This window comes from Streptococcus sp. 29887, from assembly GCF_032595075.1.
GTDB lineage: Bacteria > Bacillota > Bacilli > Lactobacillales > Streptococcaceae > Streptococcus > Streptococcus iners.
On the sequence record NZ_CP118735.1, the window covers coordinates 1,015,958 to 1,041,938 of the forward strand.

Annotated in this window: 23 protein-coding genes; 18 read left to right on the top strand and 5 right to left on the bottom strand. The window is 39.7% G+C overall.

The window, feature by feature from the left end; translation table 11 throughout:
* The first annotated feature begins 2 nt into the window (after positions 1–2).
* Genes PW252_RS05135 through mutY form a run of 4 tightly spaced genes read left to right on the top strand, consistent with a single transcriptional unit; the run spans position 3 to position 5,050 of the window.
* On the top strand, positions 3–1,739 hold the full coding sequence (locus PW252_RS05135; RefSeq protein WP_248050542.1) for an ABC transporter ATP-binding protein: 1,737 nt from the start codon (positions 3–5) through the stop codon (positions 1,737–1,739).
* Positions 1,726–3,456: an ABC transporter ATP-binding protein gene (locus PW252_RS05140; protein ID WP_248050540.1), complete on the top strand. Its 1,731-nt coding sequence runs from the start codon at positions 1,726–1,728 to the stop codon at positions 3,454–3,456. The genes PW252_RS05135 and PW252_RS05140 overlap by 14 nt, the downstream gene beginning before the upstream one ends.
* On the top strand, positions 3,457–3,846 hold the full coding sequence (locus PW252_RS05145) for a PaaI family thioesterase (RefSeq protein WP_248050539.1): 390 nt from the start codon (positions 3,457–3,459) through the stop codon (positions 3,844–3,846). It abuts the gene before it with no gap.
* A 52-nt stretch (positions 3,847–3,898) separates the two neighbouring features.
* On the top strand, positions 3,899–5,050 hold the full coding sequence (gene mutY / locus PW252_RS05150) for an A/G-specific adenine glycosylase (RefSeq protein ID WP_248050537.1): 1,152 nt from the start codon (positions 3,899–3,901) through the stop codon (positions 5,048–5,050).
* A gap of 571 nt (positions 5,051–5,621) precedes the next feature.
* On the opposite strand, the gene PW252_RS05155 is transcribed toward mutY, so the two are convergent.
* Positions 5,622–6,419, bottom strand: coding sequence for a helix-turn-helix domain-containing protein (locus tag PW252_RS05155; protein WP_316716852.1), 798 nt, complete (start codon positions 6,417–6,419; stop codon positions 5,622–5,624).
* A gap of 129 nt (positions 6,420–6,548) precedes the next feature.
* Here PW252_RS05155 and PW252_RS05160 point away from each other — a divergent pair, with 129 nt between their 5' ends.
* The 3 genes from PW252_RS05160 (at position 6,549) to PW252_RS05170 (ending at position 8,903) form a co-directional block, all read left to right on the top strand.
* On the top strand, positions 6,549–7,022 hold the full coding sequence (locus PW252_RS05160) for a hypothetical protein (protein WP_248050532.1): 474 nt from the start codon (positions 6,549–6,551) through the stop codon (positions 7,020–7,022).
* Between the two features lie 10 nt (positions 7,023–7,032).
* Positions 7,033–7,581: a hypothetical protein gene (locus tag PW252_RS05165; RefSeq protein ID WP_316716853.1), complete on the top strand. Its 549-nt coding sequence runs from the start codon at positions 7,033–7,035 to the stop codon at positions 7,579–7,581.
* Between the two features lie 170 nt (positions 7,582–7,751).
* Positions 7,752–8,903 (top strand): iron-containing alcohol dehydrogenase, encoded by a 1,152-nt coding sequence (locus PW252_RS05170; protein WP_105117912.1) that lies wholly within the window; start codon positions 7,752–7,754, stop codon positions 8,901–8,903.
* 502 nt (positions 8,904–9,405) lie between these two features.
* Here PW252_RS05170 and PW252_RS05175 read toward each other — a convergent pair.
* Together PW252_RS05175 and PW252_RS05180 are read right to left on the bottom strand one after the other, a co-directional pair.
* The gene (locus tag PW252_RS05175) at positions 9,406–9,867 is read right to left on the bottom strand and encodes a hypothetical protein (RefSeq protein WP_248050526.1); all 462 of its coding nucleotides are present in this window, start codon (positions 9,865–9,867) and stop codon (positions 9,406–9,408) included.
* Between the two features lie 135 nt (positions 9,868–10,002).
* Positions 10,003–10,386, bottom strand: coding sequence for a hypothetical protein (locus tag PW252_RS05180; protein WP_248050523.1), 384 nt, complete (start codon positions 10,384–10,386; stop codon positions 10,003–10,005).
* Positions 10,387–10,851: 465 nt separating this feature from the next.
* On the opposite strand from PW252_RS05180, the gene PW252_RS05185 reads away from it, so the two are divergent.
* A complete protein-coding gene (locus PW252_RS05185) occupies positions 10,852–11,058 on the top strand; it encodes an LPXTG cell wall anchor domain-containing protein (protein ID WP_248050519.1) in 207 nt (68 codons plus the stop codon).
* Between the two features lie 573 nt (positions 11,059–11,631).
* Here PW252_RS05185 and PW252_RS05190 read toward each other — a convergent pair.
* Together PW252_RS05190 and PW252_RS05195 are read right to left on the bottom strand one after the other, a co-directional pair.
* A complete protein-coding gene (locus PW252_RS05190) occupies positions 11,632–12,039 on the bottom strand; it encodes a type II toxin-antitoxin system death-on-curing family toxin (protein WP_248050518.1) in 408 nt (135 codons plus the stop codon).
* Positions 12,036–12,257, bottom strand: coding sequence for an AbrB/MazE/SpoVT family DNA-binding domain-containing protein (locus PW252_RS05195; RefSeq protein WP_248050514.1), 222 nt, complete (start codon positions 12,255–12,257; stop codon positions 12,036–12,038). Before PW252_RS05195 ends, PW252_RS05190 begins: the two co-directional genes overlap by 4 nt.
* 556 nt (positions 12,258–12,813) lie before the next feature.
* On the opposite strand from PW252_RS05195, the gene PW252_RS05200 reads away from it, so the two are divergent.
* The 10 genes from PW252_RS05200 to PW252_RS11305 all read left to right on the top strand — a co-directional run bounded on the left by PW252_RS05200 (position 12,814) and on the right by PW252_RS11305 (position 25,955).
* Positions 12,814–13,491: a LexA family transcriptional regulator gene (locus PW252_RS05200; RefSeq protein WP_248050510.1), complete on the top strand. Its 678-nt coding sequence runs from the start codon at positions 12,814–12,816 to the stop codon at positions 13,489–13,491.
* A 143-nt stretch (positions 13,492–13,634) separates the two neighbouring features.
* Complete coding sequence (locus PW252_RS05205) at positions 13,635–14,084, top strand: pyridoxamine 5'-phosphate oxidase family protein (RefSeq protein ID WP_248050507.1); 450 nt, start codon at positions 13,635–13,637, stop codon at positions 14,082–14,084.
* 68 nt (positions 14,085–14,152) lie between these two features.
* Positions 14,153–14,821, top strand: coding sequence for a polysaccharide pyruvyl transferase family protein (locus PW252_RS05210; RefSeq protein WP_248050506.1), 669 nt, complete (start codon positions 14,153–14,155; stop codon positions 14,819–14,821).
* A 27-nt stretch (positions 14,822–14,848) separates the two neighbouring features.
* A complete protein-coding gene (locus PW252_RS05215) occupies positions 14,849–15,112 on the top strand; it encodes a hypothetical protein (RefSeq protein WP_248050505.1) in 264 nt (87 codons plus the stop codon).
* Positions 15,113–15,232: 120 nt separating this feature from the next.
* On the top strand, positions 15,233–16,102 hold the full coding sequence (locus PW252_RS05220) for a glycosyltransferase family 2 protein (protein WP_248050503.1): 870 nt from the start codon (positions 15,233–15,235) through the stop codon (positions 16,100–16,102).
* The gene (locus PW252_RS05225) at positions 16,103–17,107 is read left to right on the top strand and encodes a sugar transferase (RefSeq protein WP_248050500.1); all 1,005 of its coding nucleotides are present in this window, start codon (positions 16,103–16,105) and stop codon (positions 17,105–17,107) included.
* Positions 17,104–18,861 (top strand): SP_1767 family glycosyltransferase, encoded by a 1,758-nt coding sequence (locus PW252_RS11300; RefSeq protein ID WP_248050498.1) that lies wholly within the window; start codon positions 17,104–17,106, stop codon positions 18,859–18,861. The genes PW252_RS05225 and PW252_RS11300 overlap by 4 nt, the downstream gene beginning before the upstream one ends.
* Position 18,862: 1 nt before the next feature.
* Positions 18,863–19,741 (top strand): glycosyltransferase family 2 protein, encoded by an 879-nt coding sequence (locus PW252_RS05240; RefSeq protein WP_248050495.1) that lies wholly within the window; start codon positions 18,863–18,865, stop codon positions 19,739–19,741.
* Between the two features lie 34 nt (positions 19,742–19,775).
* The gene (locus PW252_RS05245; protein ID WP_248050493.1) at positions 19,776–20,087 is read left to right on the top strand and encodes an LPXTG cell wall anchor domain-containing protein; all 312 of its coding nucleotides are present in this window, start codon (positions 19,776–19,778) and stop codon (positions 20,085–20,087) included.
* Positions 20,088–20,345: 258 nt separating this feature from the next.
* Positions 20,346–25,955, top strand: coding sequence for a KxYKxGKxW signal peptide domain-containing protein (locus tag PW252_RS11305; protein WP_398582954.1), 5,610 nt, complete (start codon positions 20,346–20,348; stop codon positions 25,953–25,955).
* Positions 25,956–25,981: the final 26 nt, after the last annotated feature.

Here is a 25,981-nt window from a genome sequence, read left to right on the forward strand (position 1 = left end):
GGATGAAAAGATTTTTTAGATATTTTAAACCCTATCAGAAGGAAGCGATTCTAGGTCCGGTTTTTAAACTATTAGAAGCTAGTTTTGAGCTCCTAGTCCCTTTAATTATCGCTTTCATTGTTGATACAATCATTCCAAATGGCAATCAGGGGGACCTGGTTGCCATGCTTTTATTATTGGTTGGTCTAGCTTGTGTCGGTATTTTCGTTTCACTCACTGCCCAGTATTTCTCAGCTAAGGCAGCGGTTGGAGTGACAAAAGCTTTGACCAATGACTTGTACCAGAAGGTTCTTTCGCTCCCAAAATCTAGTCGGGATATTCTGTCGTCTTCAAGTCTATTGACCAGACTGACCAGTGATACCTTGCAAATTCAGACAGGAATCAATACATTTTTACGCTTATTTTTACGGGCGCCGATTGTTGTATTTGGTTCGCTGATGATGGCCTTCTACATTAGTCCAAGTTTGTCTGTCTATTTTCTAGGAATGATTATCCTCTTACTTATCATAGTGACAGGAATTTCCATTATTACTAGCCGCATGTATCAATCCATCCGCAAGGATGTAGATAGTTTGGTAGGGCAGGTAGGAGAAACGGTTATGGGTTGGAGGGTTATTCGTGCATTCGGACAAAAAGCGCGTGAAATCAAGACTTTCCAGGGCATCAACCGGACATACAAGAAACACCAGTTGCAGGCTGGTTTTGGGTCTAGCCTCCTATCTCCCCTGACTTTTCTTGTTGTTAATACCACCTTGCTCATTCTCATCTGGCAGGGAAATGGTGCAGTTTCACAAAACTTACTTGAACAAGGGATGTTGGTTGCCCTCATCAACTATCTTTTGCAAATTCTGGTTGAGCTGGTTAAGATGATTATGGTTGTTTCTACCCTTAATCAGACCTATATTTCAGCCCAGCGTATCCAAGAGGTTTTTGAACAAGAATCTGAGGATGTGGAAGCTGATTTGCCTGTGATTAATAGTAGGGACCAGGAATTGGTTTTCTCAGTTCATGATCTTACATTTGCTTACCCAAAATCAGCTGAAGAATCCTTGGTTAACATAAACTTCCAACTGCGCAAGGGGCAGTTTATGGGGATTATCGGCGGTACAGGTTCAGGTAAATCTACCCTAGTAGATTTACTACAGGCTCTCTATGCCATGCCGACCAAGCAACTTTCTCTTTATATTGATGGGAAAAGTCCTCGGAATTTGAAAACTTGGCGGCAACAAATAGCGATAGTTCCTCAAGAGGCACAACTCTTCGCCGGAACTGTTCGTTCCAATCTCTCATTGGGATTAGACACTGTGGCGGATAGCGACTTGTGGTCTGCATTGGAAATTGCACAGGCTAAATCTTTCGTTGAGGAAAAAGGTGGTCTGGATAGTTCTGTAGAAGCCTTTGGGAAGAATTTTTCTGGCGGACAAAGACAACGCTTGACCATTGCGCGTGCTATTTTACAGAAGGCTCCAATATTGATTTTGGACGATGCAACATCCGCTCTGGATTATTTGACGGAAAGCCGCTTATTGGCAGCAATTCGTCAAGAATTTCCGGAACAGACCTTGATTATGGTGTCACAAAGAACCAATAGTTTGCGTAGGGCAGATCAGATTTTAGTTTTGGATCAAGGTCACCAAGTTGGACTTGGTCGCCATGAAGATTTGCTGAGAAGCTCTGCTATTTACCAAGAAATCGACCAATCTCAACATAAGGAGGAGGACAGCCATGAAACAATCTAGTTTTAAGCAACTGATTCGATTGGTTTTAAAGCAGCCTCTTAGAATGTCCTTGTTGCTGATCGGAACAGTAGCTCAGGTCTTGTTAACTGTCTATCTACCAATATTGATTGGTCAAGCTGTTGATGCGGTGTTACTAGCAGATAGGCAGATTTTGCTTGTCTTACTGGGGGAAATGGGTCTTGTTATCGTGCTCAATACCTTGGTGCAATCCTATCTCCCCCTTGAAACCAATCGTTTGGTCTATGGTATGGTTGCAGATTTGCGTGAGCAGGTCTATATTAAGTTGCATCAGCTGCCCTTATCTTATTTAGACCGTCAGTCTGTTGGTGACTTGGTCGCTCGTTTTGCAAGTGATAGTGAGCAGTTGACCAATGGCTTGCTAATGATTTTTAACCAATTTTTCCTTGGTCTGTTAACCATATTCCTAACCATTTTTACAATGGCTAGGCTAGATATGACCATGATGCTGGTCGTCGTAGCCTTGACCCCGCTTTCGCTGATTATAGCACGCTATATCGCCAAGAAGTCCTATGGTTATTATAGAAAGCAAACTCAGGCGCGAGGTCAACAGTCCCAGTTGCTTGAGGAATCCATCAGCCAGTTGACCTTGGTTCAGTCTTTCAATGCCCAGGAGCAATTTACAGAACATTTTCAAGCAGTTAATGAACAATATGCGACCTATTCTCAAAAAGCGATTTTCGCCTCTTCAACGGTCAATCCAAGTACCCGCTTTGTCAATGCACTCATCTATGCCTTGCTAGCTGGTCTGGGTGCTATGAGGATTATGGCTGGTCATTTTACCGTTGGCTCGCTGACAACTTTTCTCAATTATGCTAGTCAGTACAGTAAGCCCTTTAATGAAATTTCTTCGGTCCTTTCGGAATTGCAGAGCGCTTTAGCTTGTGCAGACAGGCTGTTTGTTATCTTGGATCAAGCTAGTATTGACGATCAGGCAGAGCGGAAAATCGATTCAGAGGAGTTAAAGGGAGCTATTTCCTTTGAAAATGTGTCTTTCGCTTATAGAGATGACCAATCTTTGATAGAAGCTTTAAATATTGAAGTTAAATCCGGCCAGAAAATTGCTATTGTTGGACCAACAGGAGCAGGTAAATCAACCATGATTAACCTACTTATGCGCTTCTATGATGTGACGGCTGGTCAGATTGTTTTGGACGGTGTTCCGATTAGCCAGTATAGCCGAGAGGACCTTCGCAGACAGATTGGCATGGTTTTACAGGAGACTTGGATAAAATCTGGGACCATTCATGACAATATTGCCTATGGCTATCCCAATGCCACAAGGGAATTGGTCATTGAAGCGGCTAAGGCAGCCAATGCAGACTTCTTTATTCGCCAGTTGCCAGAAGGGTACGATACGGTATTGACAGACGGAGGTGCATCCTTATCACAAGGCCAACGTCAGCTCTTGTCCATTGCGCGTGTTTTTGTTAAAATCCCTAAAATATTGATATTGGATGAGGCAACCTCCTCCATCGATACACGGACGGAACTCTTGGTACAAGAAGCCTTTGGCAAGTTGATGGAAGGGCGGACCAGCTTCATCATTGCCCACCGATTGTCAACCATTCAGTCAGCTGACTTGATTTTAGTTATGGTGGATGGAAAAATTGTTGAGCAAGGCAATCATGATGATTTAATGGCTAAAAAAGGTATCTATTACCAAATGCAAACAAGCCAGCAATTGGAGGAGGATTAGATGTTAGATAAACTGAAATTAAACTCTATTACAGTATTGGACGACTATTCGGTCGAGATGCTTGATAATCAACGAGTTATGTTAACAACTACAGTGTCAGAGAGTTCTTTAAATCCATATGGAATGGCACATGGAGGCTATCTCTTTACACTTGCTGATTCGGTTGCAGGATTAACGATTGTGGCCCAAGGTTCATATGCAGTAACTCTGCAATCCAATATCCACTATCTGAAAGCGGCTAAACCTGGTGATGACCTATCTGTCATTGGAGCTTGTAGCCATGATGGTAACAGAACAAAGGTCGTTGAGGTAAAGATAGAAAATCAAGATGGTAAATTAATCGCCTCAGCAAGTTTTACCATGTTTGTGACTGGAAAGATAGAAAAATAAATAGTTGGAGTTAGCAAAAGCTAGCTCCTTTTCTTTGTGTTATACTAGATTTATGTTAGATTTGAAAGAATATGGAATTGATATGTGGCCTGAAGAAAAGGCTCAAGCTTTTCGTAAGGCACTTTTGGATTGGTATGATGCCAATAAAAGAGATTTACCTTGGAGAAGAACCAGGGATCCGTATGCAATCTGGGTATCCGAAATCATGCTCCAACAGACACGGGTGGATACTGTTATTCCTTACTACGAACGGTTTCTTCATCACTTGCCGACTATTGCTGATTTGGCTAAGGCTCCAGAGGAGGTCATTCTCAAACTATGGGAAGGTTTGGGGTATTATTCCCGTGTTCGCAATATGCAACAGGCAGCTCAACAAATGGTGGACGACTTTGCAGGGCAATTTCCGACCACGCATGCGGAAATTTCTAGTTTGAAAGGCATAGGTCCCTATACTGCTGGAGCCATTTCAAGTATTGCCTTTAACTTGCCAGAGCCAGCAGTGGATGGCAATGTTATGCGTGTTCTCAGTCGTCTATTTGAAGTGGATTACGACATTGGCTTGCCAGCTAATCGCAAGATTTTTCAAGCTGTGATGGAAATTTTGATAGACCCCGACAGACCCGGAGATTTCAACCAGGCTTTGATGGATTTGGGTTCTGATATAGAATCACCAGTCAACCCACGCCCCCAGGACAGTCCAGTCAAAGACTTTAGCGCGGCCTATTTAAACGGCACCATGGACAAGTACCCTATCAAAGCACCAAAGAAAAAGCCAGTTCCAGTTGCATATCAAGGTTTTATTATCCGCAATAAAGACAATCAATTTTTATTGGAAAAAAATAATGAAGCCGGGCTCTTATCGGGGTTTTGGTCCTTTCCGCTTTTGGAAAAAGGGGCAGTCGTTGACAAACAAGTTTCCCTCTTTGAAGTTGCAGAAGAAGTTGTACAACTAGATATTCGGCAGAGCTTTACAGAACATTATGGCATGGCTGTTGATTGGCAGAAGCAAGAATTTGACACCGTTCAGCACATTTTCAGTCACCGCAAATGGCAGATAGAATTGGTCGAAGGAGTTGCAGAAACAACCAAACTTCTAGGAACCAAAGAATTAAAATGGGTTTCCGTAGAAGATTTTCCTATCTATCCCTTTGCCAAACCCCAGCAGAAGATGTGGGAAGCATATGTTAAAAAAATTGAGCAATAAAAAATAACATTCGAGCACATAATTGTTTGATAGCGTTTTCTAAAAGTGGTATACTATTCTTAGAAGAAATCAGATAATGAAGTTGAGATGTTGAACGCCATCTATCCTGGTTGAAAGGAGTATTCCAGCGTTCATTTAATCAAGCTAACTACTAGCCATTTTCTCCAAAGGACGATGGCTAATAGGGGAAAAGTCCGTTATCCCTACTTTGATGCCCAAAGGCATCTGTTGGCAAAATGCTTAGCATTCACTCACACTTAGCCTTGCTACCCAGTTCAATCAAAAGTAGGCTAATCCTTATTCGTGTCGTAAATACTGTATGGTCAAGGTAGATCCTTGGCTAGCAACCAAGAAAATCAGAAAACCTCTAGTGATTTTCATCATAATAAGCAATCTCCACACTTAGACAACAAAATAAGAGGACAATCAAAGACATAAGGGTAGCAGAATAATTACTTAATCATTAACTATTTGTCGTGCAACTTTGGTAATGGACTTTTCCAATTTAAAAGACAAAAGGGAGGCTGAAAGGCCTCCTTTTCGCTATTGTTATGTTTGGCTTTCCTATATGTTAGGATTGACTATAGACAGCAATTACTCTACCGATTGGACGGATGTCATCTTCCTGGTTTAAATAAATATCCTCATAGTCAGGGTTGAGGGATTGTAAGTAAGAGCCCTTGTATTTTTTAACAAAATTTTCCCCATTAACTGAGAAAATCCCAATTGAGTTCAGAGGAATGTCTGGTGTCAGACGAATAAAGAGGTAGTCCCCATCCTGAATACTAGGTGCCATGGAATCTCCGACAACCTGAGCGATTGTATCATATTGATAATTTTCAGGGATATCTTCGCTATAAAAGGATACTAGGTTGTCAAAGTCTGTATCCTGCCAGTAGCCAGTACCAGCTGAAACCTTGCCAGGAACAGCCAATTCCGTTCGTTCACGGTAGTCATCTAGATGAAGTACAGTTGCTGATTTAGAATTAGAGGTTTGCATTGCTGCTACTTGTTCTTGCCCGAAAGCAATCCACCTGTCATGAAATTCACCCTCTAGTGTCTGATCTAAAACTTGCGCTTGCTGAGAAATAGATTGTTTAAATTGTCCAAATTGGGCAGGGGTAAGCGTCAGGGCTATAGCTTGGTCGTCATCAAGTTTCTGAACCAAATCAGAAACAGCTATGTTCATGCCTTTTGCAACCTTCTCCAGTGTTTCCATGGTGGGAAGGAGAGCTTTTTTTGTTTTAGGATGCTGATTTTTTTCTAACATAGAAATATATCCCTTTGTTAAACCAGAAAGTTCTGCAAACCTATCCATAGATAGTTTGTTTTTAGTTCGAAATTCTTTTAAGATATCACCTAGAATCATGCCAGTACCTCGCTTTGTTTAACATATTATACCACAAGAATATTTTTTTGACAAACATTGTTTAACGTGTTTGACAAAAATCAAAAATGGTGTTATGATGGTATCAAATCCTAGTTGGAGTGTGTAGAAATGAAAAATAATCTTGAGATTACTTGGGCAGATATTTACAGAGAATGGGAAGTCTATGCAGAACATTTTCATTTGCATCCCTTGATGAGCAAGGAAAGCAAGTTTCAAGTAGTTAGTCCTGAAATGAGTAGAGGTAGTCTGCTAACTTTTCAGCTATTAAATCATTATCTAGAGGATGAAGAAAAGTATGCAGCAGTATGGCTAGCCTCATTTTGTCGTGATTTAATGCAGGATTATGCTTATTTGTTAAATAGCAGAGCCTATATGTTGGTTAGTCAAGTTTATTTTCAGTCAGTAAAACAATTTGATGATGGCATTCAAGACTGGGCAAAACCGCTCACGAGATTACAACCAAAGTTATTTATCTCTCACCGAATGTTTGAAAATGTAGACTTAACCAATCTTGCTTGTCTTGTAGAATTAGCAATGATACAAGCTAGTTTAGTTCAAGCCCAGATGCTGGAAAGAATGTAGAAAGGTAGATATGAACATGTTTATTTGGAATAAGAAAACGACCAACCTCTTGTCAGTTGTAGAATATTGGTCGGACCAATTGCTGGACTTAGGTATTTTAAAGAATACTGAAACATTAAGCCCTTTTTGCTGGCGCTGCCACAGCACTTGTGGAGTAAAAAATGTTCCGATTGTTTCAGGGAAATGGTTTCATGTAGAAAGCTTATCCAACCAGTTATTGCTGTGTCAGGCCTGTGAAGTAGAAAAGCCAAAGTCCAAGCAAGCTGATGTTGTTTGGAAATGGTTAAAAGATGAAAGTAGTGAATATTACTGGACCATTGAGGCCATGAAAGAATACGAAAAACAGTTTCATACAAGTGTTCTACAAGAACTTTGGAATATAGGAATTAGGGATGGAGAAGAGGTAGAAACCCTAGTTCAAAAAGTGATGACAGATAGACACAAAATAGCTCCATCCTTCAATCGTGCCAGTCTTGCCCAAGCTTTCCGAGTAGAAATTGAAAAAATGCGTAAGGAAGCCTTTGCAAACTGGACAGGGATATTTCAAATTGCCAGCTGAGTAAATCAGAATGAAATGTAATATGATTGCAAGCAAGGTTAGGAGTTTTAGATATCATTTTATTTTGTTAAAAACGTCACATAATAGTTGAATACATCTAAGAATTATAGTATAATAACATAAAGAAAAACAATGTCATTAACTACTATAAATCTTACAGGAGGTTGTCTATGGCAACATTTTACGTCCCAGCGGTCAACTTGATTGGTCGCGGTTGTGTCAATGAAATCGGTGGTTACGTTAAGGATTTGGGTTATAAGAAGGCTCTGCTTGTGACGGATGAATTTATCCGCACTAGCGATATTCTTCCTAAGGTAACCAAGCCTCTGGATGAAGCAGGAGTAAACTATGTGGTATTCAGTCAGGTTGATCCAAACCCAACCTGTAAAAATGTTTATGATGGACTAGCTACTCTTCAAGAAAATGACTGTGATTTCATCATCTCAGTTGGTGGCGGATCACCTCAAGATGCGGCAAGCTGTATTTCCATTATGGCAACTAATGGTGGAAAACCGCAAGACTATGAAGGTCTTCATAAGTCTGAAAAACTTGGTTTGCCTGTTGTGGCTATCAACACAACAGCGGGCACCTCTGCTGAAATTACCATTAACTATGTTATTACCGATGAAGAACGTAAGGTAAAAATGGTTATGGTAGACAAAAATAGCTTGGCTGTCATGTCAGTCAATGACCCTGAACTGATGCTCTCTAAACCAGCGGCTCTGACAGCAGCGACAGGTATGGATGCTTTAACTCATGCTATTGAAGCTTTGGTAACACCGGGTGCTTATGGCGTGACGAAGAAACTCTCTATGGGTGCGATTGAGCTTATTAAAGAGTACTTACCTCGTGCAGTTGAGAATGGACAGGATATCGAAGCTCGGGAAGCTATGGTCCATGCTATTTTCTTGGGCGGTATGAGTTTCAACAATGCTGGTCTAGGCTATGTGCATTCTATGGCTCACCAATTGGGGGCTGTCTATGATCTGCCACACGGTGTGTGCTGTGCTATGATTTTACCGATCATCGAACGTGAAAATGCCAAACGTGTGCCTGCAGCCTTCCGTGATGTTGCTAAAGCACTGGGACTTGATATTGCAGGTAAATCTGATGAAGAATGTGCAGACTACGCCATTGCACAAATTGAAGAATTGTCGGCTAAAGTTGGTATTCCTAAGAAATTGACAGAGTTGGACATCAAGGAAGAAGAGTTTGACTTTGAATACCTATCTAAGAATGCCTTGATTGATGCCTGTGCACCAGGTAATCCATTCATGCCAACATTGGAAGAAACCATCGCTTTTTATAAAGAATTGTTTTAACCAATAGATTTTAGAATTTAAATACCTACAATTAAGTATGTAAACGAAGATTGTAGGTATTTTTAATTTTGCTATAATAGGACAAAACAAGCCGTTTGACGGCTTTTTTCAATGAAGTAATACAAAGGAGGTTTTACATGGCAATTATTCAATGGTTGAATTATTACCATGGTGTGAGAGAAGACGTAAATCAACGATAAAATAGAGTTGCTAACTATGTAAAGCCTTGATTAATAAGGCTTTTTCTATTTTTAATTCAATTCTATTTTTTATAATATTTTTCGTTGCTATGCAATAATGTGCAATGATAATCAAAATTTGTCCAAAATTCTGCCCATTTGAAGGTTAAAAAAAGATGTATTGTAAACTGCAATACATCTTAGGCTGGATTTCATCAGTAGTAGCTTAATCTGTCTGTGTATTTTTTAGTTATTGGCTAGTTTTTGCCTAGCCTCTTACTTAACTTAATCAATCGTTTTATATATAATATACTTTCTATGATCTATTTTTTCCATCTATCGAGTATTATTTTTTCAATGGTAGTGCTCTTAGTTCTCAAAGAGAGAAGGTTGTTATAGATAGTTATCCTTGTTTTGCTGTTAAATGGTTTTAGAGATATTACTTTCATTCCCACATCATTGAAATTTTGATTGACAGTTGTTGATTGAATCTCGTCACAGTAGATGTAGGAGTTCATAATTTTTAATATTATTAAGGTTTGCCATGTTATCATTTTTGAAAGTATGTACTTCTTGTCCTTACTTTGAATAATACACTCATTAATCAATCGTCTTCTGATCCGGCTTTTATTTTTAGAAGACTTGATAAATAGTAGTTCTAAATGACAAAAAATTTCTTCATCTAAAGCAATTGCCATGGATTTTTCTAGTGCAGGAGTTAGAATACCAGAGAAAAAACGACGAATATAATCATTATTGCCAAACTCTTTAAAATAGTAATTCAATGTCCTATCAGTTAATTGTACTGATTTTTTTATTTCAAGAATGAGATTGTTGACGGCTAGGTTGATCTGTTCATTAAAAAAATTTTTATGGTTTCGTCAGAAATATCTGATAGGATTCGTGATCCAAGCAATTCATTAATTTTCCCTTTTTTTTATTACAAACTCAAGTCTATAAATTCTATAACCATGGTTTTTAATATTCTCTAAGTAATTGTCTGATTGTGCTTTTGCTGTTTTATCATATAATACTATCGCGTAGTTGTATCCTAACTTTGAGGAAATGATGTGATGATCAAAAGGATTGTCATTAATTCCCACATACCTTGACTTATTTGGTTGTTCAACTTTTGAGAATAGTCTTAGTAGAAGTAGTCTTGTCTGATATGAGATTTTTTCTAATATAGAAAAGGTGTATGCAATCTCAATTCCTTGAATAATGATATCTTCTTCTGTTGGATGGATAATGTCAATATTTGAAAAAAGTGTTACACAGGTTAATACGTTTTTCAATTTCGACATTATTTGTTTCATTGTAGAAGTTTTTACATTTCAAATCACCTAAAACCAGTCGAACGAAACAATTTGAGCTTGATTTATCAGTATGGATTTGAAGAAAAAATTGATGAAACTTCTATTGCGATTGCAAAATCTCGGATTCGAGGATTTTGTAGTTCTGTTTGATGAATTTATCCAATCTATACATACATTAGCGAAATTAAGGTCTGATATTCAAAAAAAATTATTAATATTGGGGCTGAATTAGATGAAAATAAGAAAAAAGCGACCTCTAGAGAAGTTGCTTTACATAGAATAGACTAATAAATGATCCGTTATTTTTGAATCAATTTCTTTTAATGAATAATGAATTGCAAATTTATATCAATGAATCTTTTGAGCTATCTTAAAGTCAAAATTGCTAAGCAACCTGAAACTGAGAGCCAATCTGGCAAGCAAGAAGCATAGTCATCAATACCATTGAAAAATATGGGTTTAAAAACTGAAAATACAACAGTAAGAAAAGTCCAAAATAGCAATGCTGTACTTTCAAAATTAGCTGAAAAAACAGTTTATTCACATGTGGAAGGGACAAAGACCCTACCGAGTACTGGTCAAACAAATAGTTCAATACTACAAATGTTTGGACTTGGTTTGGCAAGTATAGGATTGGTAGTAAAAAGAAAAAAACATTAATAAGATTTTTGAGGGTAATAAAACATTTTATGCTATCAATTTCTTATAAAATAGAAGGTAAGTCGAAAGTAAAAGCTTCATTCAATGGTGCGAAGAAGGAAATCGAGGTGCCTAGAATCAGGATATATGAAAATTTAGGAACAATAAAGTCTACCTATATGCTTAAACCGTATCTTAAAGAAGATAATCTAAGTATAGACAGTGGTTATTTTCGTTTAATGCAGTACATATACATTTAAATGAAAATACTAACTTTTTTAAACCAGATGATTTACATCCTGATAATTACATATTTCCTAAATCATTTATTTCAAATAACCCAAATGAAAACCAATCTCATTTTATCTTTTGTCTATTCGAGGGAGTAGATGGTTCATATAAACTATTATTACTTGTCTATATAAAAAATACAGTCGGGAATTATTATCTTGAAGTAATTGATAGAGCAGATGCTCTAAGTAAAAACAACTGCAATCAATGTTGATAAGTAATTGCAGTCAGGTTACTATTGGTAATAAGAATACAGTAGAAAGTAAAAAGTGGTTATCAACTTCTCGGCCGATAACCACTTTTTTATTTTTTGTACACTCGATTTTTTTCTTTCAAGAACTGGATAATGTAATCCTTTAGCTCCTCGAAGTCACCTTGAAAAGTAGCAATATCAATCGTTTTTTTCAGTCCATCGTTTAAGGAAAGATTGGATTGATATCCATTCATTGCTAGAAACATATGTAAAGCAAGCACGGCAGTTCGCTTGTTAGCATTCTTGAAAGGGTGTTTCTTAATTAGGTTTATCCAGATAATGGCAGCTTTACTATAAATGTCGGGATAGAGTATTTTTCCAAAAATTTCTTGTTTTGGCTGCTCAACAATCATCTGAAGGCTATTTGGATCAGCTATCCCAACTGGTTCCTTTGGGGAATATTTGCCAATGACCATGACATTGATTTTGATAATGTCTTCAGCGGATAGGTATTTCATCTATCTACCAACTCTTTCAATAATTCATCGTATTGGCTCATAGCTTTTTCTAACTCTTTGTCAAAGTCAAATGTTGGTTCAGCTTTACGGATGATGACATTATTTCCTGAAGTGACGAATTCGATTTCTTCACCAATTTCTGCACCAAGTGCTTCTTTAATAGCGTTTGGGATAGTGATAACAGTGCTGTTACCTGTTTTGCGTAATAAAACATTCATCGGATATACCTCCTGCATTTGTAAATACATTATACATGATATATACAAAAAATAAAAGTGAATACTACTAGTTGCTTCCATTTTCTAGAATCATTATAAGGTAAACTTTTGTATTTTCTGGTTCGATTTTGCTTAATTTGCTTGAAAATTTACCTTATTTTGATGAAAGTAGTTGAAATTGGATGAAATTTTGGGTTTTGAAAAACAGTGAAAACGTTGATATTGCAAGCTTTTGAAATTAGTTGAAATAAACAATGGTCCAACCAGGTCTAAAGAAAGCTCGTAAAGCTAGCCAGTTCTCAAAACGTTAAGAACCAGCTACATTACAGCATTTACAACACTTCATGGTTCACACCATGGGGTGTTTTTTGTACTTGTTCAAGGTGTTCAGGATAGCTTGTGTATCGCCTTGGCCTTGTTTCTTGTTTACCGGTGTTCCGTAATTCCTTCTGTGGCTAAATAGACCATTTAGTTGTCGAAGGGAAAATTCAGCCTTGTCAGTTAAGCATTTATTTTGTATAATAGAGTTACTTTATAAAGAAACTTGAGGTGAAGGATGTTTTCAGGGGAGCGTTTGCGAGCGATTCGTTTGGTCAATGAGATGACGCAGGAAAATCTAGGGAAGCTGGTTGGTGTTGGGAAGGTGACGATTTCTAAGTGGGAATCGGAGACGACAGTTCCCAATGCCAAGCATCTGCGAGCTTTGGAGGAGACTTTTTGGGTAGCTAAAGGTTATTTTGAGTTGGATTTTGAGCTCTTGTCGGTCTACCATAAACTGACTAGCACTCATCAAGGAAAGGTGATACGTTACTCACGGCGTTTATTGGAGGAACAAGAGCAGTCTGTACAATTTGTGGCCTATCAGGTTCGAACCAATATTTTGCTGTCGGCGGGGCCTGGTGAGAGCTTTGAGGATGAGTTTGAGACAGAAACGGTCTATTTTGATAAAGAGATGGACCATGACGTAGCGACTTGGATTAAGGGGAATTCCATGGAGCCAATGTTCCAATCAGGAGAGGTGGCGCTTATCAAGGAGACTGGTTTTGATTATGACGGCGGTATATATGCCATTGTCTGGTTTGGTCATACCTATATCAAGCGTGTGTATCGGGAGGAGGAAGGTTTTCGTCTCGTGTCCATCAATCCAGACCATCCGGATAAGTTTGCCTTCTATGAAGACCAGCCTAAGATAGTAGGGAAGGTTGTTGGTCATTTTATGCCTTTGGCAGTTTAGGGACTATGTAAAGACAACTCAGCTAAAGAGTGGGCGTCAGGGCTAGAGGGGGGAATATTCGGAAGGGTTTTTGTGTGTTTACCTTAACTTTCCGGATGGAATTTGCTATAATTTAGGTAGAATGTAAGTCTAGGAGGCTACTTATGGAAGTCAAAGATGTCATGGAAATTTTGGAAGGAATGAAGCTAGGGATTTTTGCGACGGTTGATGAAGCTGGAAATCCCCATGCGCGTCCTATCCATATCACAGCAGCCAATGAAGATGGTATCTTCTTTATGACGGGTTCGGAAACGCATTTCTATCAGCAATTGATGGGGGATGAGCGTGTTGCGCTAACAGCCCTGTCAGAAGAAGACTACTTGATTCAAGTGATTCGTATCGAGGGCAAAGCTCGTCCGGCTAGTCAAGAACTCTTGGAGAAGGTTTTTGTGGACAATCCTTATGTCCAACATGTTTACAAGGATGAGGAAAGTCGCAAGACCATGCAGATTTTCCAAGTCTATGAGGGAGATGGCTTCTATCATAGTTTGACGCAGGGGCATAAGTATGTCTTTAAAATCAATAATGAGGTAGGTCAAGCTCGAACAATCTAAGCTACGAGCTTCGCATTCATGCTATTCTGTGCTATACTAGAACGAAATAACCGAAAGCAGGAAATGCCATGACCAAATATGCCCTTTTTAGTTACACAACAGGTAATATAGGAGATGAGATTCAATCCGTTGCGACCAGTCGCTTTTTACCACGGATTGACTACTTCATCAATCGTGATTACATGAATGAGTTTCAGGCGGAAACGGATGAAGAAATAAAAATCATCATGAACGGATGGTACTCACATCGGCCGGAAAATTTTCCATTAAAAAATGAAAAAATCGATCCTCTATTGATATCGATGTTTATCGATGATCCGGTGCAAGAGCAATTTTCTACAGAAGAAAATAGAGCATTTTTCAAAAAATATGGTCCAGTTGGTGCGAGGAGTGGAGCTACCAAAGACTTCCTTGAATCGATCGGTGTAGACTCGTACTGGTCTGGTTGCTTGACATTAACCATTCAACCAGAAAAGAATGTGAAAAAGCAGGATTTTGTCTTAGCGATTGATTTGCCCAATGCTGTTTATGATAAGTTGGCAAGAGAATCTATTTATCCGGTTATTCGGATGAGTGCGGATATCAACCACCAGTACATGAGCCCTTCTCAACGGATGAAAGTGGCTCAGTACTACCTCTACCTCTATCAGTCAGCACGTTTTGTCGTTACCACTCGTTTGCATGGAACCTTGCCATGTTTGGCGCTTGGAACTCCTGTTTTGAATATTCAAGAATAAGGGTTTGAAGAAGGGCGTTTTGCTGGTTTGCGTGAGTTGGCCAACCACATGACGGTTGAGGAGTTTTTGGCAGGAGCTTGTGATGCGAACCAGCCTTTGCCAAATCCACAAAAGCATCTGGACATTCGGAAGGAACTAGAGGAACGCTGCCAAGCTTTCACAGGTTTTAAGAGTGAAGCTGGATACCTCAATGGGCAGGAAGTTATAGATTTCTTGATGGATCCAGAGTTGGTTCAAGCCATGGTGACGGGACTGTGGTCAGCTCACCAGCATTATGGAATCTATCGTTAAAAAAGGGGAAAATCCCCTTTTTGTTTACAGAAAAATGACAGACTATTTTTGCATTTCTAGTCTAGGCATGCTATGATAAAGGTAATATTTAAGAGGGAATGAGGCGTTTAAGTGGAAAAAGTGAGTGTAATTGTACCTGTTTACAATGGGGAAAAACATCTTCGTCAATGTGTCGAAAGTATTATGGCACAGGATTATAAAAATCTAGAGATTTTATTGATCAATGATGGTTCGACAGACGGGTCAGCTCTCTTGTGCGAGCAGTTACGTCAGCAAGATCGACGGGTTAGAGTGGTTCACAAGGTGAAGAATGAGGGTCTAGGCGCAGCCCGCAATACATCGCTTGAGGTGGCGACAGGGGACTATATTGTATTTGTGGATGCAGATGATTGGATTGATCCTAATCATGTTTCTGATTTGCATGAACTACTTACTCGTACAGGAAGTGATGTAGCCATTTCCAACTTTACTCAGTATTACGAGGAAACTGGGCAGTTCAATTTACATATTGCGGCAGATGATTATTACGAGGCTGTTTATAGCCCAGAAGAGTGGTTTGCTTTCCAATATGGTGTTGGCCACAATATTTCCCTCTGTTTCACAGTACCTTGGAGCAAAATGTATAAAAAGTCTCTGTTTGAATACATCCTCTATCCGACAGATGGTTTTGGGGAGGACGACCGGACAACTTGGAAAACATATTTGGCAGCGAATCGAATCGCCTATATGCATCGCTCTAGTCTGATTTATCGTGTCAATGCGGGGTCGATGACCCAGACAGCCGATCAGGCGACAATATTTTCAACGGAGCCAGTGGCAGAACGCCTTGAGGTGCTGGGCTTGCTTGGTTTTGATTTGTCACGGGAAATTGCCGCCTACAAATGGCGTTCGCAGATAAATCGGGATAGCAAACTGCGTAATGGGGATGTAGTAGCTTATAAGAACCTGGAATTCCGCAAGCGGATGATAGATAAATACGGAAACAACTAAATGAGAGTCTATATTACGAATTTAAACGGTCAAGCAGCATCTTCAACGGCGCAGCTTGGACAAAATATGGTGACAGATATTGCGATTGGGCTTGGCTATCGTGAACTAGGGGTTTATGCTTATAATATGGAGGCAGATAGTCCGTCTGAACTCAGTAAACGCTTGGATGGGATTGTGGCTGGCTTGCGGCATGGGGATGTTGTCATCTTCCAAACGCCGACTTGGAATACAACGAATTTTGATGAGCGCTTGATGGCAAAGTTGAAGGCCTATCAAATCAAAATTGTGATTTTTATCCACGATGTTGTTCCTTTAATGTTTGCGGGAAATTACTACTTGATGGACCGGACCATTGCCTACTATAATCTAGCAGATATCATTGTGGCCCCGAGTCAAAAGATGATTGATGTCTTGCGTGAACATGGTTTGACTGTGAAAAAGACACTAGTTCAGGGGATGTGGGATCATCCGACCAATGCTCCGCAATTACCAGCTTATTACAAGCCCTTGATTCACTTTCCGGGCTCACCAGAGCGTTTTAGCTTCATGAAAAGTTGGAACTATCCTGTTCAGGTTCATCTTTATTGTCGCCAAGAGGTGGAGTTGCCAACCATGGTAAAACGCCTGCCTTATCGCCCAGATGAACAGCTCTTGTTAGAAATGTCGCAGGGCGGATTTGGCTTGGTCTGGATGGATGATCATGACAAGGGGTATCAAACCCTCTATTGTCCGTATAAATTAGGTGCTTTTGTAGCAGCAGGAATCCCTGTGATTGTTCAGAGAGGAATTGCCAATCAGGAAATCATCGAGGCGAATGGACTTGGTTTGGTTGTGGACAGTCTGGATGAAGCAGTTGAAAAAATTCAAGCTATGACGCCAGCTGACTATCAGGGATTTGTGGCTAGAGTAAGAGCCTTTAATCCCTTGGTTCGACAAGGGTATTTTACGAAAAAATTATTGATCGATGCTGTCTTTAGTGCCATATGTGATGGGGGAGAAGGATGAGAAAATTAGAAGAAATTCGTGTTTTGCCGATTTTGGATAGTCTTGCTTATATCAAAGAACACCAGTCCTCTGTTGTGCGATTTGGAGATGGAGAAATTGATGTGATTCAGGGGTCTAGCATCCCCTATCAGCCATATGATTCAGAATTAGCGGCGGCCTTAAAAGCTATTTTGACCATTCCAAGTTCTCCGGAATTAGTGGTGTGTTTGCCAGATGTCTTTCAAGGATTGGAACGGTATAATTCAAATGCTCAACAATTTTGGAAGAGTCATTTTGAGCGCTATGGTCAATTTTATGCCCACGAGTGTCAATCTGATTGGTATGGTTCAACCTTTATTTCGCGTCCCTATATCGACTTGGTGGATAAGGAACCTGCGGCAGCCTATTTTGCGGCCATTAAGGACTTATGGCAGGGGCGAGATATTTTGATTGTCGAAGGTGAAACCAGTCGATCGGGGGTTGGAAACGACCTGTTTGCTGGAGCAGATTCTGTTTCTCGTATCGTTTGTCCCTCAAAGAATGCTTTTGCTAAATACGATGACATTTTAGAAGCGATTCTAGAGCATGCAGATGATAAGTTGGTCCTTCTGATGTTGGGGCCGACAGCCAAGGTCTTGGCAGTTGATTTGATGCAGAGGGGTTATCAGGCTATTGACTTGGGACACATCGATTCCGAGTATGAATGGTTCCAGATGAAGGCAACATCCAAGGTGAAACTTGACCACAAGCACACCGCTGAGCATAATTTTGATACAGATATTCAGTTTACAGAAGATGCGGACTACCTTTACTCCGTAAAGGCTTGGGTGGGTGTTGCGCCGCAAACTCTACAGGAGGTTTCGGTGAAAGAAGAACACGAAGTGCAAGCAGTACCTGCTTTAATTAGTATTATTGTCCCTGTTTATAATGTAAAGCCTTACTTAAACCGCTGCATTGATTCTTTATTGAAACAGACTTATCCTCATTTTGAATTGATATTAATTAACGATGGTTCGACAGATGGGAGCGCCTTTGTTTTGGAAGAATATGCCAAAAAAGATGAACGTATCCGTGTCATTCACCAGGAAAATGCAGGGGTGTCTGCGGCACGCAATAAGGGGATTGACAGTGCGAAGGGGGAATATATTACCTTTGTCGATTCAGATGATTTTGTAGAAGATTACTATCTCCAGCATCTATATGACGGAGCGAGAGAGTCAGGTTCGGATATTGCCGCCACTAATTTCACCTCTTTCAATGAGGAACGGCAGTCTTTCCTTTTTTACCATCATGAAGGAAACTATTTCCAGACGGTCTATTCCATCCAAGACTGGTTGGACTTAGAGGGAAATATGAAAAACAATATGCACCTTGCTTTCACCTTCTCTCCGTTGAAATTATTTAAAAGGTCCTTATTTGGAGATATTCGCTACCCGACAGGTCGTCTCAGAGAAGACGATGCAACGATCTATAAATTGTATTTGAAAGCCAATCAGATACATTTCACCAATGAAGGTCCTTATTACTATTCTCAACGGCCGGAAGGACTATCTCGATCTGCTATGTTGCAGGATATTACGACCATGATTAGTAATGCCGAGGAGCGTATTGCTCTGCTAGTGACGATGGGGTACAATCCAAAAGCTCAGATCGCTTCGTATGTTGCGCGCTTAGAAAAATGTCAAGCAGATGCCCTCTATGCAGGACAGATAGAATTGTATCGAACGATAAGGGTGAAGTTAGAATTATACGATCAATTTAGAAAGTTTAAGTAGGATGGAAAAAGTATCGGTTATCGTTCCTGTGTTTAATGCGGGTATTTATTTGAAACAGTGTTTGGATAGTATTATAAATCAAACCTATCAAAATCTTGAAATAATATTGGTGAATGATGGTTCAACGGATGAAAGTGCTAGCGTTTGTGAGCAGTACCGACAAAAAGATAGTCGAGTTAAACTGGTGAATAAACCACTGGGTGGGGGCGGAGTAGGTGCAGCCAGAAATACAGCCTTACAATTGGTGAGTGGAGACTATATTCTCTTTGTTGATAATGATGATTGGTTGGATCCTCAGCATATTGATTACCTCTATCAGTCTTTGAAAGAGGCGGAGGCAGATATTGCCGTGGTCAATTTTACTCAATTTATGGAAGAGACGAGTTCATTTGCTTTCCATTTACAAGCTCAAGATTACTTTAGACAGGTTTATAGTCCGCAAGAATGGTTTAAAAAAGAGTATGAAGGCCGATTTGCGATTAGTCAATGCTTTACAGTTCCGTGGTGCAAACTATATAAATCCTCCCTATTGGAAGGCATTGTTTATCCAGAAGATGAAAAAGTTGAGGACGACTATACAACCTGGAAAATTTATCTGAATGCTGATCGCATTGTCTTTTCAAATACGAGTTTGTATTACCATCGAAAAAGACAAACAAGTGTTACTAAAACGGTCGAAATCTCTTCTGTCTTTCCTCTGAAAAGTATTGAAGAACGAATTACTGTCTTGTCATTGATTGGTTTTGATATCGAGCCAGAATTACGAGCCTATAGATGGCGATTGAATCTACATAAGGATTTTTATTTGAAAGCTGGTAGGATGCAAGACTATCAAAAATGTATACAAAAGATTTCAATTTTAGAAAAATGGAAAAGGTGAGAGTAATCTTATCTTTTCTTTTCATTACCAGCCTATGACAGAGAGTTTGAGTCTCTCCGTATCGGAATCTGTCTTTGAGTCCGTCTCCGAATCCATCTCCGAATCGATTAAAGAATCTGTTTCTGAGTCAGTCAGCGAGTCAGTTTCAGAATCGATCTCAGAATCAGTCTCCGAATCTGAAGCGATTACGCCTGCTCAGCAAGTCCCATCTCAAACCCTATCCGAATCTGTTCTCCAAGCCTTGCCAAGCACAGGTCAGGAATCTCAAACCTCCCTCTCCTTGCTCGGAGGAATGCTGTTATTTGGGCTACTCAAAAAGAAAAAACAAAAAGAAGAGCAAGAATAATTATGAACCCAGTTGTAATCAACTGGGTTCATGATTTTATTGATATAAAAGTGAAAATATATTTTGAAAACTATTTTTAACAATATATTAAAATTGAAAACAAAAGACGAAAAATACGTTTTCATTTCAGTAAAATCATTGACTTTAGTATAATTTATTGGTATAATAGATGAATTATTTAGGGGGACTATTGGGCAATAGGACATTTTTAGGACACTAAATGATAAAGAAACATCAGGGGGATTTCTTTGAATGAAAATGCAAAGAAAAGATGACTTTACCGAAGTATCTCGAAAAAGTCGTGTAAAAATGCATAAATCCGGTAAGCACTGGGTGAGGACAGTCATGTCGCAAATCGGTTTGATACGTATTGGAGGCAAGTCTTCGGCAAGTTCAGCCGAGGTCAACCTTGCTACTGTAAAACGTTCAATGACAGCAAGCCAATTGTTACGCGGGTTAGCAGCAGCAGGAGCTGTTGTGGGGGGGAATGTCGTGGTTGAAACCGTTATGGCTTCTGAAGTTGTCGCGACATCAGAGACAAGTACATCAACCTTGGCAGAAGCAGATACTGTCGTGTTGACGACAGTTGTCGACTCAGACTCAATTTCAGTAAGCTCCTCGGAATCGACATCGATTTCCGAATCAGCGAGTCAGTCTGAGTCAACCTCAGCATCGGAATCGACATCGATTTCGGAGTCCGAATCGCTCAGTTCATCAGAGTCCGTATCGAACTCAGAAAGTCAATCGGCTTCAGAGTCGCTCTCTGTTTCAGAATCAACTTCTGTATCACATTCGGAATCTGAATCAGCATCGACTACGCCATCAAGTTCGACAAGCTCTGAAACCAGCACAAGTGAATCAGCAGCAAGTGAAACAGGTTCGGAAACCAGTGCGAGCGAAACAGGCGCTATAACTGTAGCAGAAGAAAAGCAAACCTTAGAGCAAGTTGTTTCGGAAGCAGAGGTTTTAGTACAAATCGCAAGTAACCAAACTGCACCAAGTCAAGCCTTGCTAACTGCAATTGGAACCAGTCGTAATCAGCTGCTGTTGGCTCAAACCATCTTAGGAGATGCGAATGCGACTGCGGCTGACCTTGCTACCATTATCAGCAGTTTGCAAGCAAGCAACCAAGCAATTGGTTTTTTGTTGTTGGAAAATGATGAAGACGGAGTGATTACTTTTGCTCTTAATACTTCAACGACAGCAACACTTAAAGTTGGTGAGGGTGAGGGTATCTTAGTTGATACACTTTCAACGGCAACCCCTGAAATGACAGATGCTAAAGGGGCGAAAGTGTCTGATTTGACATTTTCATCGCCATATGCTGGTACAAGTGTAGCTGGTTGGCATACATTTAGTTATACATCAACAGATATTTATGATCAAAACCATAAGAGTTCAGGTGGTACAGCTTTAAATGCTTATATTCGCTATTCATTAGACGAAGATACAAGTACTTACACAGTACTGGCAGAATTGGTAAGTAAAACTGGTACAGTATTAGAGTCTTATAAAATTGATCCAGGATCTAGTGCAACCTTTACTTATCCAAGCACTCTTGATACTGACAACTCACCTATCACAATTACCTATGACACTTCCTTGGCAACAGCTTCAGGAATTCCTGGTGGATTAAGGTTTAGTACCAGCTCAGCTAATGTATATGGGACTACATTGGTGCCAACATATACACTAAATACCACCTATTATAAAACAACAGACGGTACAATTATTGCTACCTATTCTGTCATGACAATTGGTGGACAAACAGTGACACCATCTGGCAATCGTTCATTTGTTGGCTATGACTATTCCACGACTACAAATGCAACTTCAACCAGAGCTTTGACTCCAGGTACTACCTATATGCACGGTAAGGTTGAAGCACAGGGAACTAAGACCTTGATCACAGTCATTGATGATCAAGGGACAATTAAAAGAAGTTTATATTATCGTGATCCAACCTATACAGGTACAGTTGATTGGAATGGCACAGATACTACTGGATTCATTAAGTTATTTGAAACAAGTGAGATAGCAGCTTCGACTTCGACATCAGGGACTAATTATAATACCTATTCGACTATTGAACCGAGTTATACAACGACTACTTACAATGGTCAACGTATTATGGTCTTCTATACTAGTCCGGCTAAAAATTGGCGTTTAATCGGGTATTGGACTGGTGGTACAGGTACTGGCGGTACTCAATATGGTCAGTTCTATTTTGGAAGGCAGTCGTTGGATAGAGCTGGTAACTGGGGGCTTTGGAAACCTAACTTTAGTTCGATAGGTGTGGGTGACTATGGGTCTCAGTATGTTTTGGGAAATCCGTTGTCTACATTGGTTAACGAAACAACGCACTGGTACACAGTTGATACATCTGAGTCTGAATCACTCTCGAATTCAAACTCACATTCATTGTCTGAATCTGAATCAACTTCTAACTCAGAATCAGCATCAAATTCAGAATCCATCTCAAACTCTGAGTCACTGTCTAATTCTGAATCAACATCAAATTCAGAATCACTTTCAAATTCGATTTCTGAATCTGTTAGAGAATCCGTTTCCGAGTCAATCTCAGAATCAGTATCTGAATCCATTTCTGAATCAATTTCAGAATCCGTTTCAGAGTCTGTATCTGAATCCGTTTCAGAATCTATCTCTGAGTCAGTAAGCGAGTCAGTTTCAGAATCCATTTCAGAATCAGTATCTGAATCAATCTCTGAGTCTGTATCAGAATCAATCAGCGAATCTGTCTCTGAGTCTGTATCTGAATCAGTAAGCGAGTCAGTGTCTGAATCCGTATCAGAGTCAATCTCTGAGTCAGTTTCAGAATCAATCTCAGAATCTGTATCAGAGTCAGTGTCTGAATCAATTTCAGAATCAATCTCAGAATCAGTATCTGAATCAGTATCTGAATCAGTATCTGAATCCATTTCTGAATCAATTTCAGAGTCAGTGTCTGAATCCGTATCAGAGTCAATCTCTGAGTCCGTTTCAGAATCAGTGTCTGAATCCGTATCAGAGTCTGTGTCAGAATCAATTTCAGAATCAGTTTCCGAGTCAATCTCAGAATCAGTATCTGAATCCATTTCTGAATCAATTTCAGAATCCGTTTCAGAGTCTGTATCTGAATCCGTTTCAGAGTCCGTTTCAGAATCAGTGTCTGAATCCATTTCAGAATCAGTATCTGAATCCATCTCAGAGTCTGTCTCTGAATCAGTATCTGAATCAATTTCTGAATCCGTTTCAGAGTCTGTATCTGAGTCAATTTCAGAGTCCGTTTCAGAATCAGTGTCTGAATCCGTATCAGAGTCTGTATCAGAATCCATTTCAGAATCCGTTTCAGAATCTATCTCTGAGTCAGTAAGCGAGTCAGTTTCAGAATCCATTTCAGAATCTGTATCGGAGTCAATCTCTGAGTCAGTTTCAGAATCAATCTCAGAATCTGTGTCTGAATCCATTTCAGAATCCGTTTCCGAGTCAATCTCAGAATCAGTATCTGAATCCATTTCTGAATCAATTTCAGAGTCAGTGTCAGAATCCATTTCAGAATCAGTATCTGAATCAATCTCAGAGTCTGTATCTGAATCAGTATCTGAATCAGTATCTGAATCCATTTCAGAATCCGTTTCAGAGTCTGTATCTGAGTCAATTTCCGAGTCCGTTTCAGAATCAGTATCTGAATCCATTTCTGAATCAATTTCAGAGTCAGTGTCTGAATCAATTTCGGAGTCAGTGTCTGAATCAGTTTCAGAATCCATTTCAGAATCCGTTTCAGAGTCTGTATCAGAATCAGTCTCTGAATCAGTTTCAGAATCTATATCAGAGTCAATCTCTGAGTCAGTATCAGAATCCGTTTCAGAGTCAATCTCAGAATCAGTCTCTGAATCAATTTCAGAGTCAGTGTCTGAATCCGTTTCAGAGTCTGTATCTGAGTCAATTTCCGAGTCAGTTTCAGAATCAGTGTCTGAATCCGTTTCAGAGTCTGTTTCAGAATCAATTTCAGAATCCGTTTCAGAATCCGTTTCAGAGTCAATCTCAGAATCAGTATCTGAATCCATTTCTGAATCAATTTCAGAATCCGTATCAGAGTCCGTTTCAGAATCCGTTTCAGAGTCAGTGTCTGAATCCATTTCAGAATCGGTTTCAGAGTCAGTGTCTGAATCAGTATCAGAATCTGTATCAGAGTCTGTGTCAGAATCAATTTCAGAATCAATTTCAGAATCCGTTTCAGAATCAATCTCTGAATCAGTAAGCGAGTCTGTGTCAGAATCCATTTCAGAATCAGTATCTGAATCAGTATCTGAATCAATTTCTGAATCCGTATCAGAGTCTGTATCTGAGTCAATTTCCGAGTCCGTTTCAGAATCTGTGTCTGAATCCATTTCTGAATCAATTTCAGAGTCAGTGTCTGAATCAATTTCAGAGTCTGTATCTGAGTCAATTTCCGAGTCCGTTTCAGAATCAGTGTCTGAATCCGTTTCAGAGTCTGTATCAGAATCCGTTTCAGAGTCAATCTCAGAATCAGTATCTGAATCAGTATCTGAATCAGTATCTGAATCCATTTCAGAGTCTGTATCAGAATCCGTTTCAGAGTCAGTGTCAGAATCCATTTCAGAATCAGTATCTGAATCAATCTCAGAGTCTGTATCTGAATCTGTATCAGAATCAATCAGCGAATCTGTCTCTGAGTCTGTATCTGAATCAGTAAGCGAGTCAGTGTCAGAATCCGTTTCAGAATCAGTGTCTGAATCCGTATCAGAGTCAGTGTCAGAATCCGTATCAGAGTCAGTGTCAGAATCCATTTCAGAATCAGTATCTGAATCAATCTCAGAGTCTGTATCAGAATCAATCAGCGAATCTGTCTCTGAATCTGTATCAGAATCAATCAGCGAATCTGTCTCTGAGTCTGTATCTGAATCAGTAAGCGAGTCAGTGTCTGAATCCGTTTCAGAGTCTGTATCAGAGTCAGTTTCAGAATCAGTGTCTGAATCCGTATCCGTATCAGAGTCAGTGTCAGAATCCATTTCAGAATCAGTATCTGAATCAATTTCCGAGTCAGTTTCAGAATCTATTTCAGAATCAGTATCTGAATCCGTTTCAGAATCTATATCAGAGTCAATCTCTGAGTCAGTATCAGAGTCAGTTTCAGAATCAATCTCAGAGTCTGTATCTGAATCTGTATCAGAATCAGTCTCTGAATCCGTTTCAGAATCTATATCAGAGTCCATCTCTGAGTCAGTGTCAGAATCCATTTCAGAATCAGTATCTGAATCAATCTCAGAGTCTGTATCAGAATCAGTATCTGAATCAATTTCTGAATCCGTTTCAGAGTCAGTATCAGAGTCCGTTTCAGAATCAGTGTCTGAATCCGTTTCAGAGTCTGTATCTGAATCCGTTTCAGAGTCCATCTCTGAGTCCGTTTCAGAATCAATCTCAGAATCCGTTTCAGAGTCTGTCTCTGAATCCGTTTCAGAATCAATCTCTGAGTCAGTATCAGAGTCAGTTTCAGAATCAATCTCTGAGTCAGTAAGCGAGTCCGTTTCAGAGTCTGTGTCAGAATCAATTTCAGAATCCGTTTCAGAGTCAATCTCAGAATCTGTATCAGAATCAATCAGCGAATCTGTCTCTGAATCTGTATCAGAATCAATCAGCGAATCTGTCTCTGAGTCTGTATCTGAATCCGTTTCAGAGTCTGTCTCTGAATCAACTCCTTCACAGGATTCACAGCTTCCTCGTAAGTTGGCAGTATTGCCAAGTACAGGTGAGGAGTCGTCATCTTGGGCAGGATTGCTTGGAGCAGGCCTCTTGTTTGGTGGTTTGTACAAACGTCGCAAAAAAGACGAAGAAGAAGCAAAGTAATCAAAGCTAGAAGGCAAAAAGAAAAG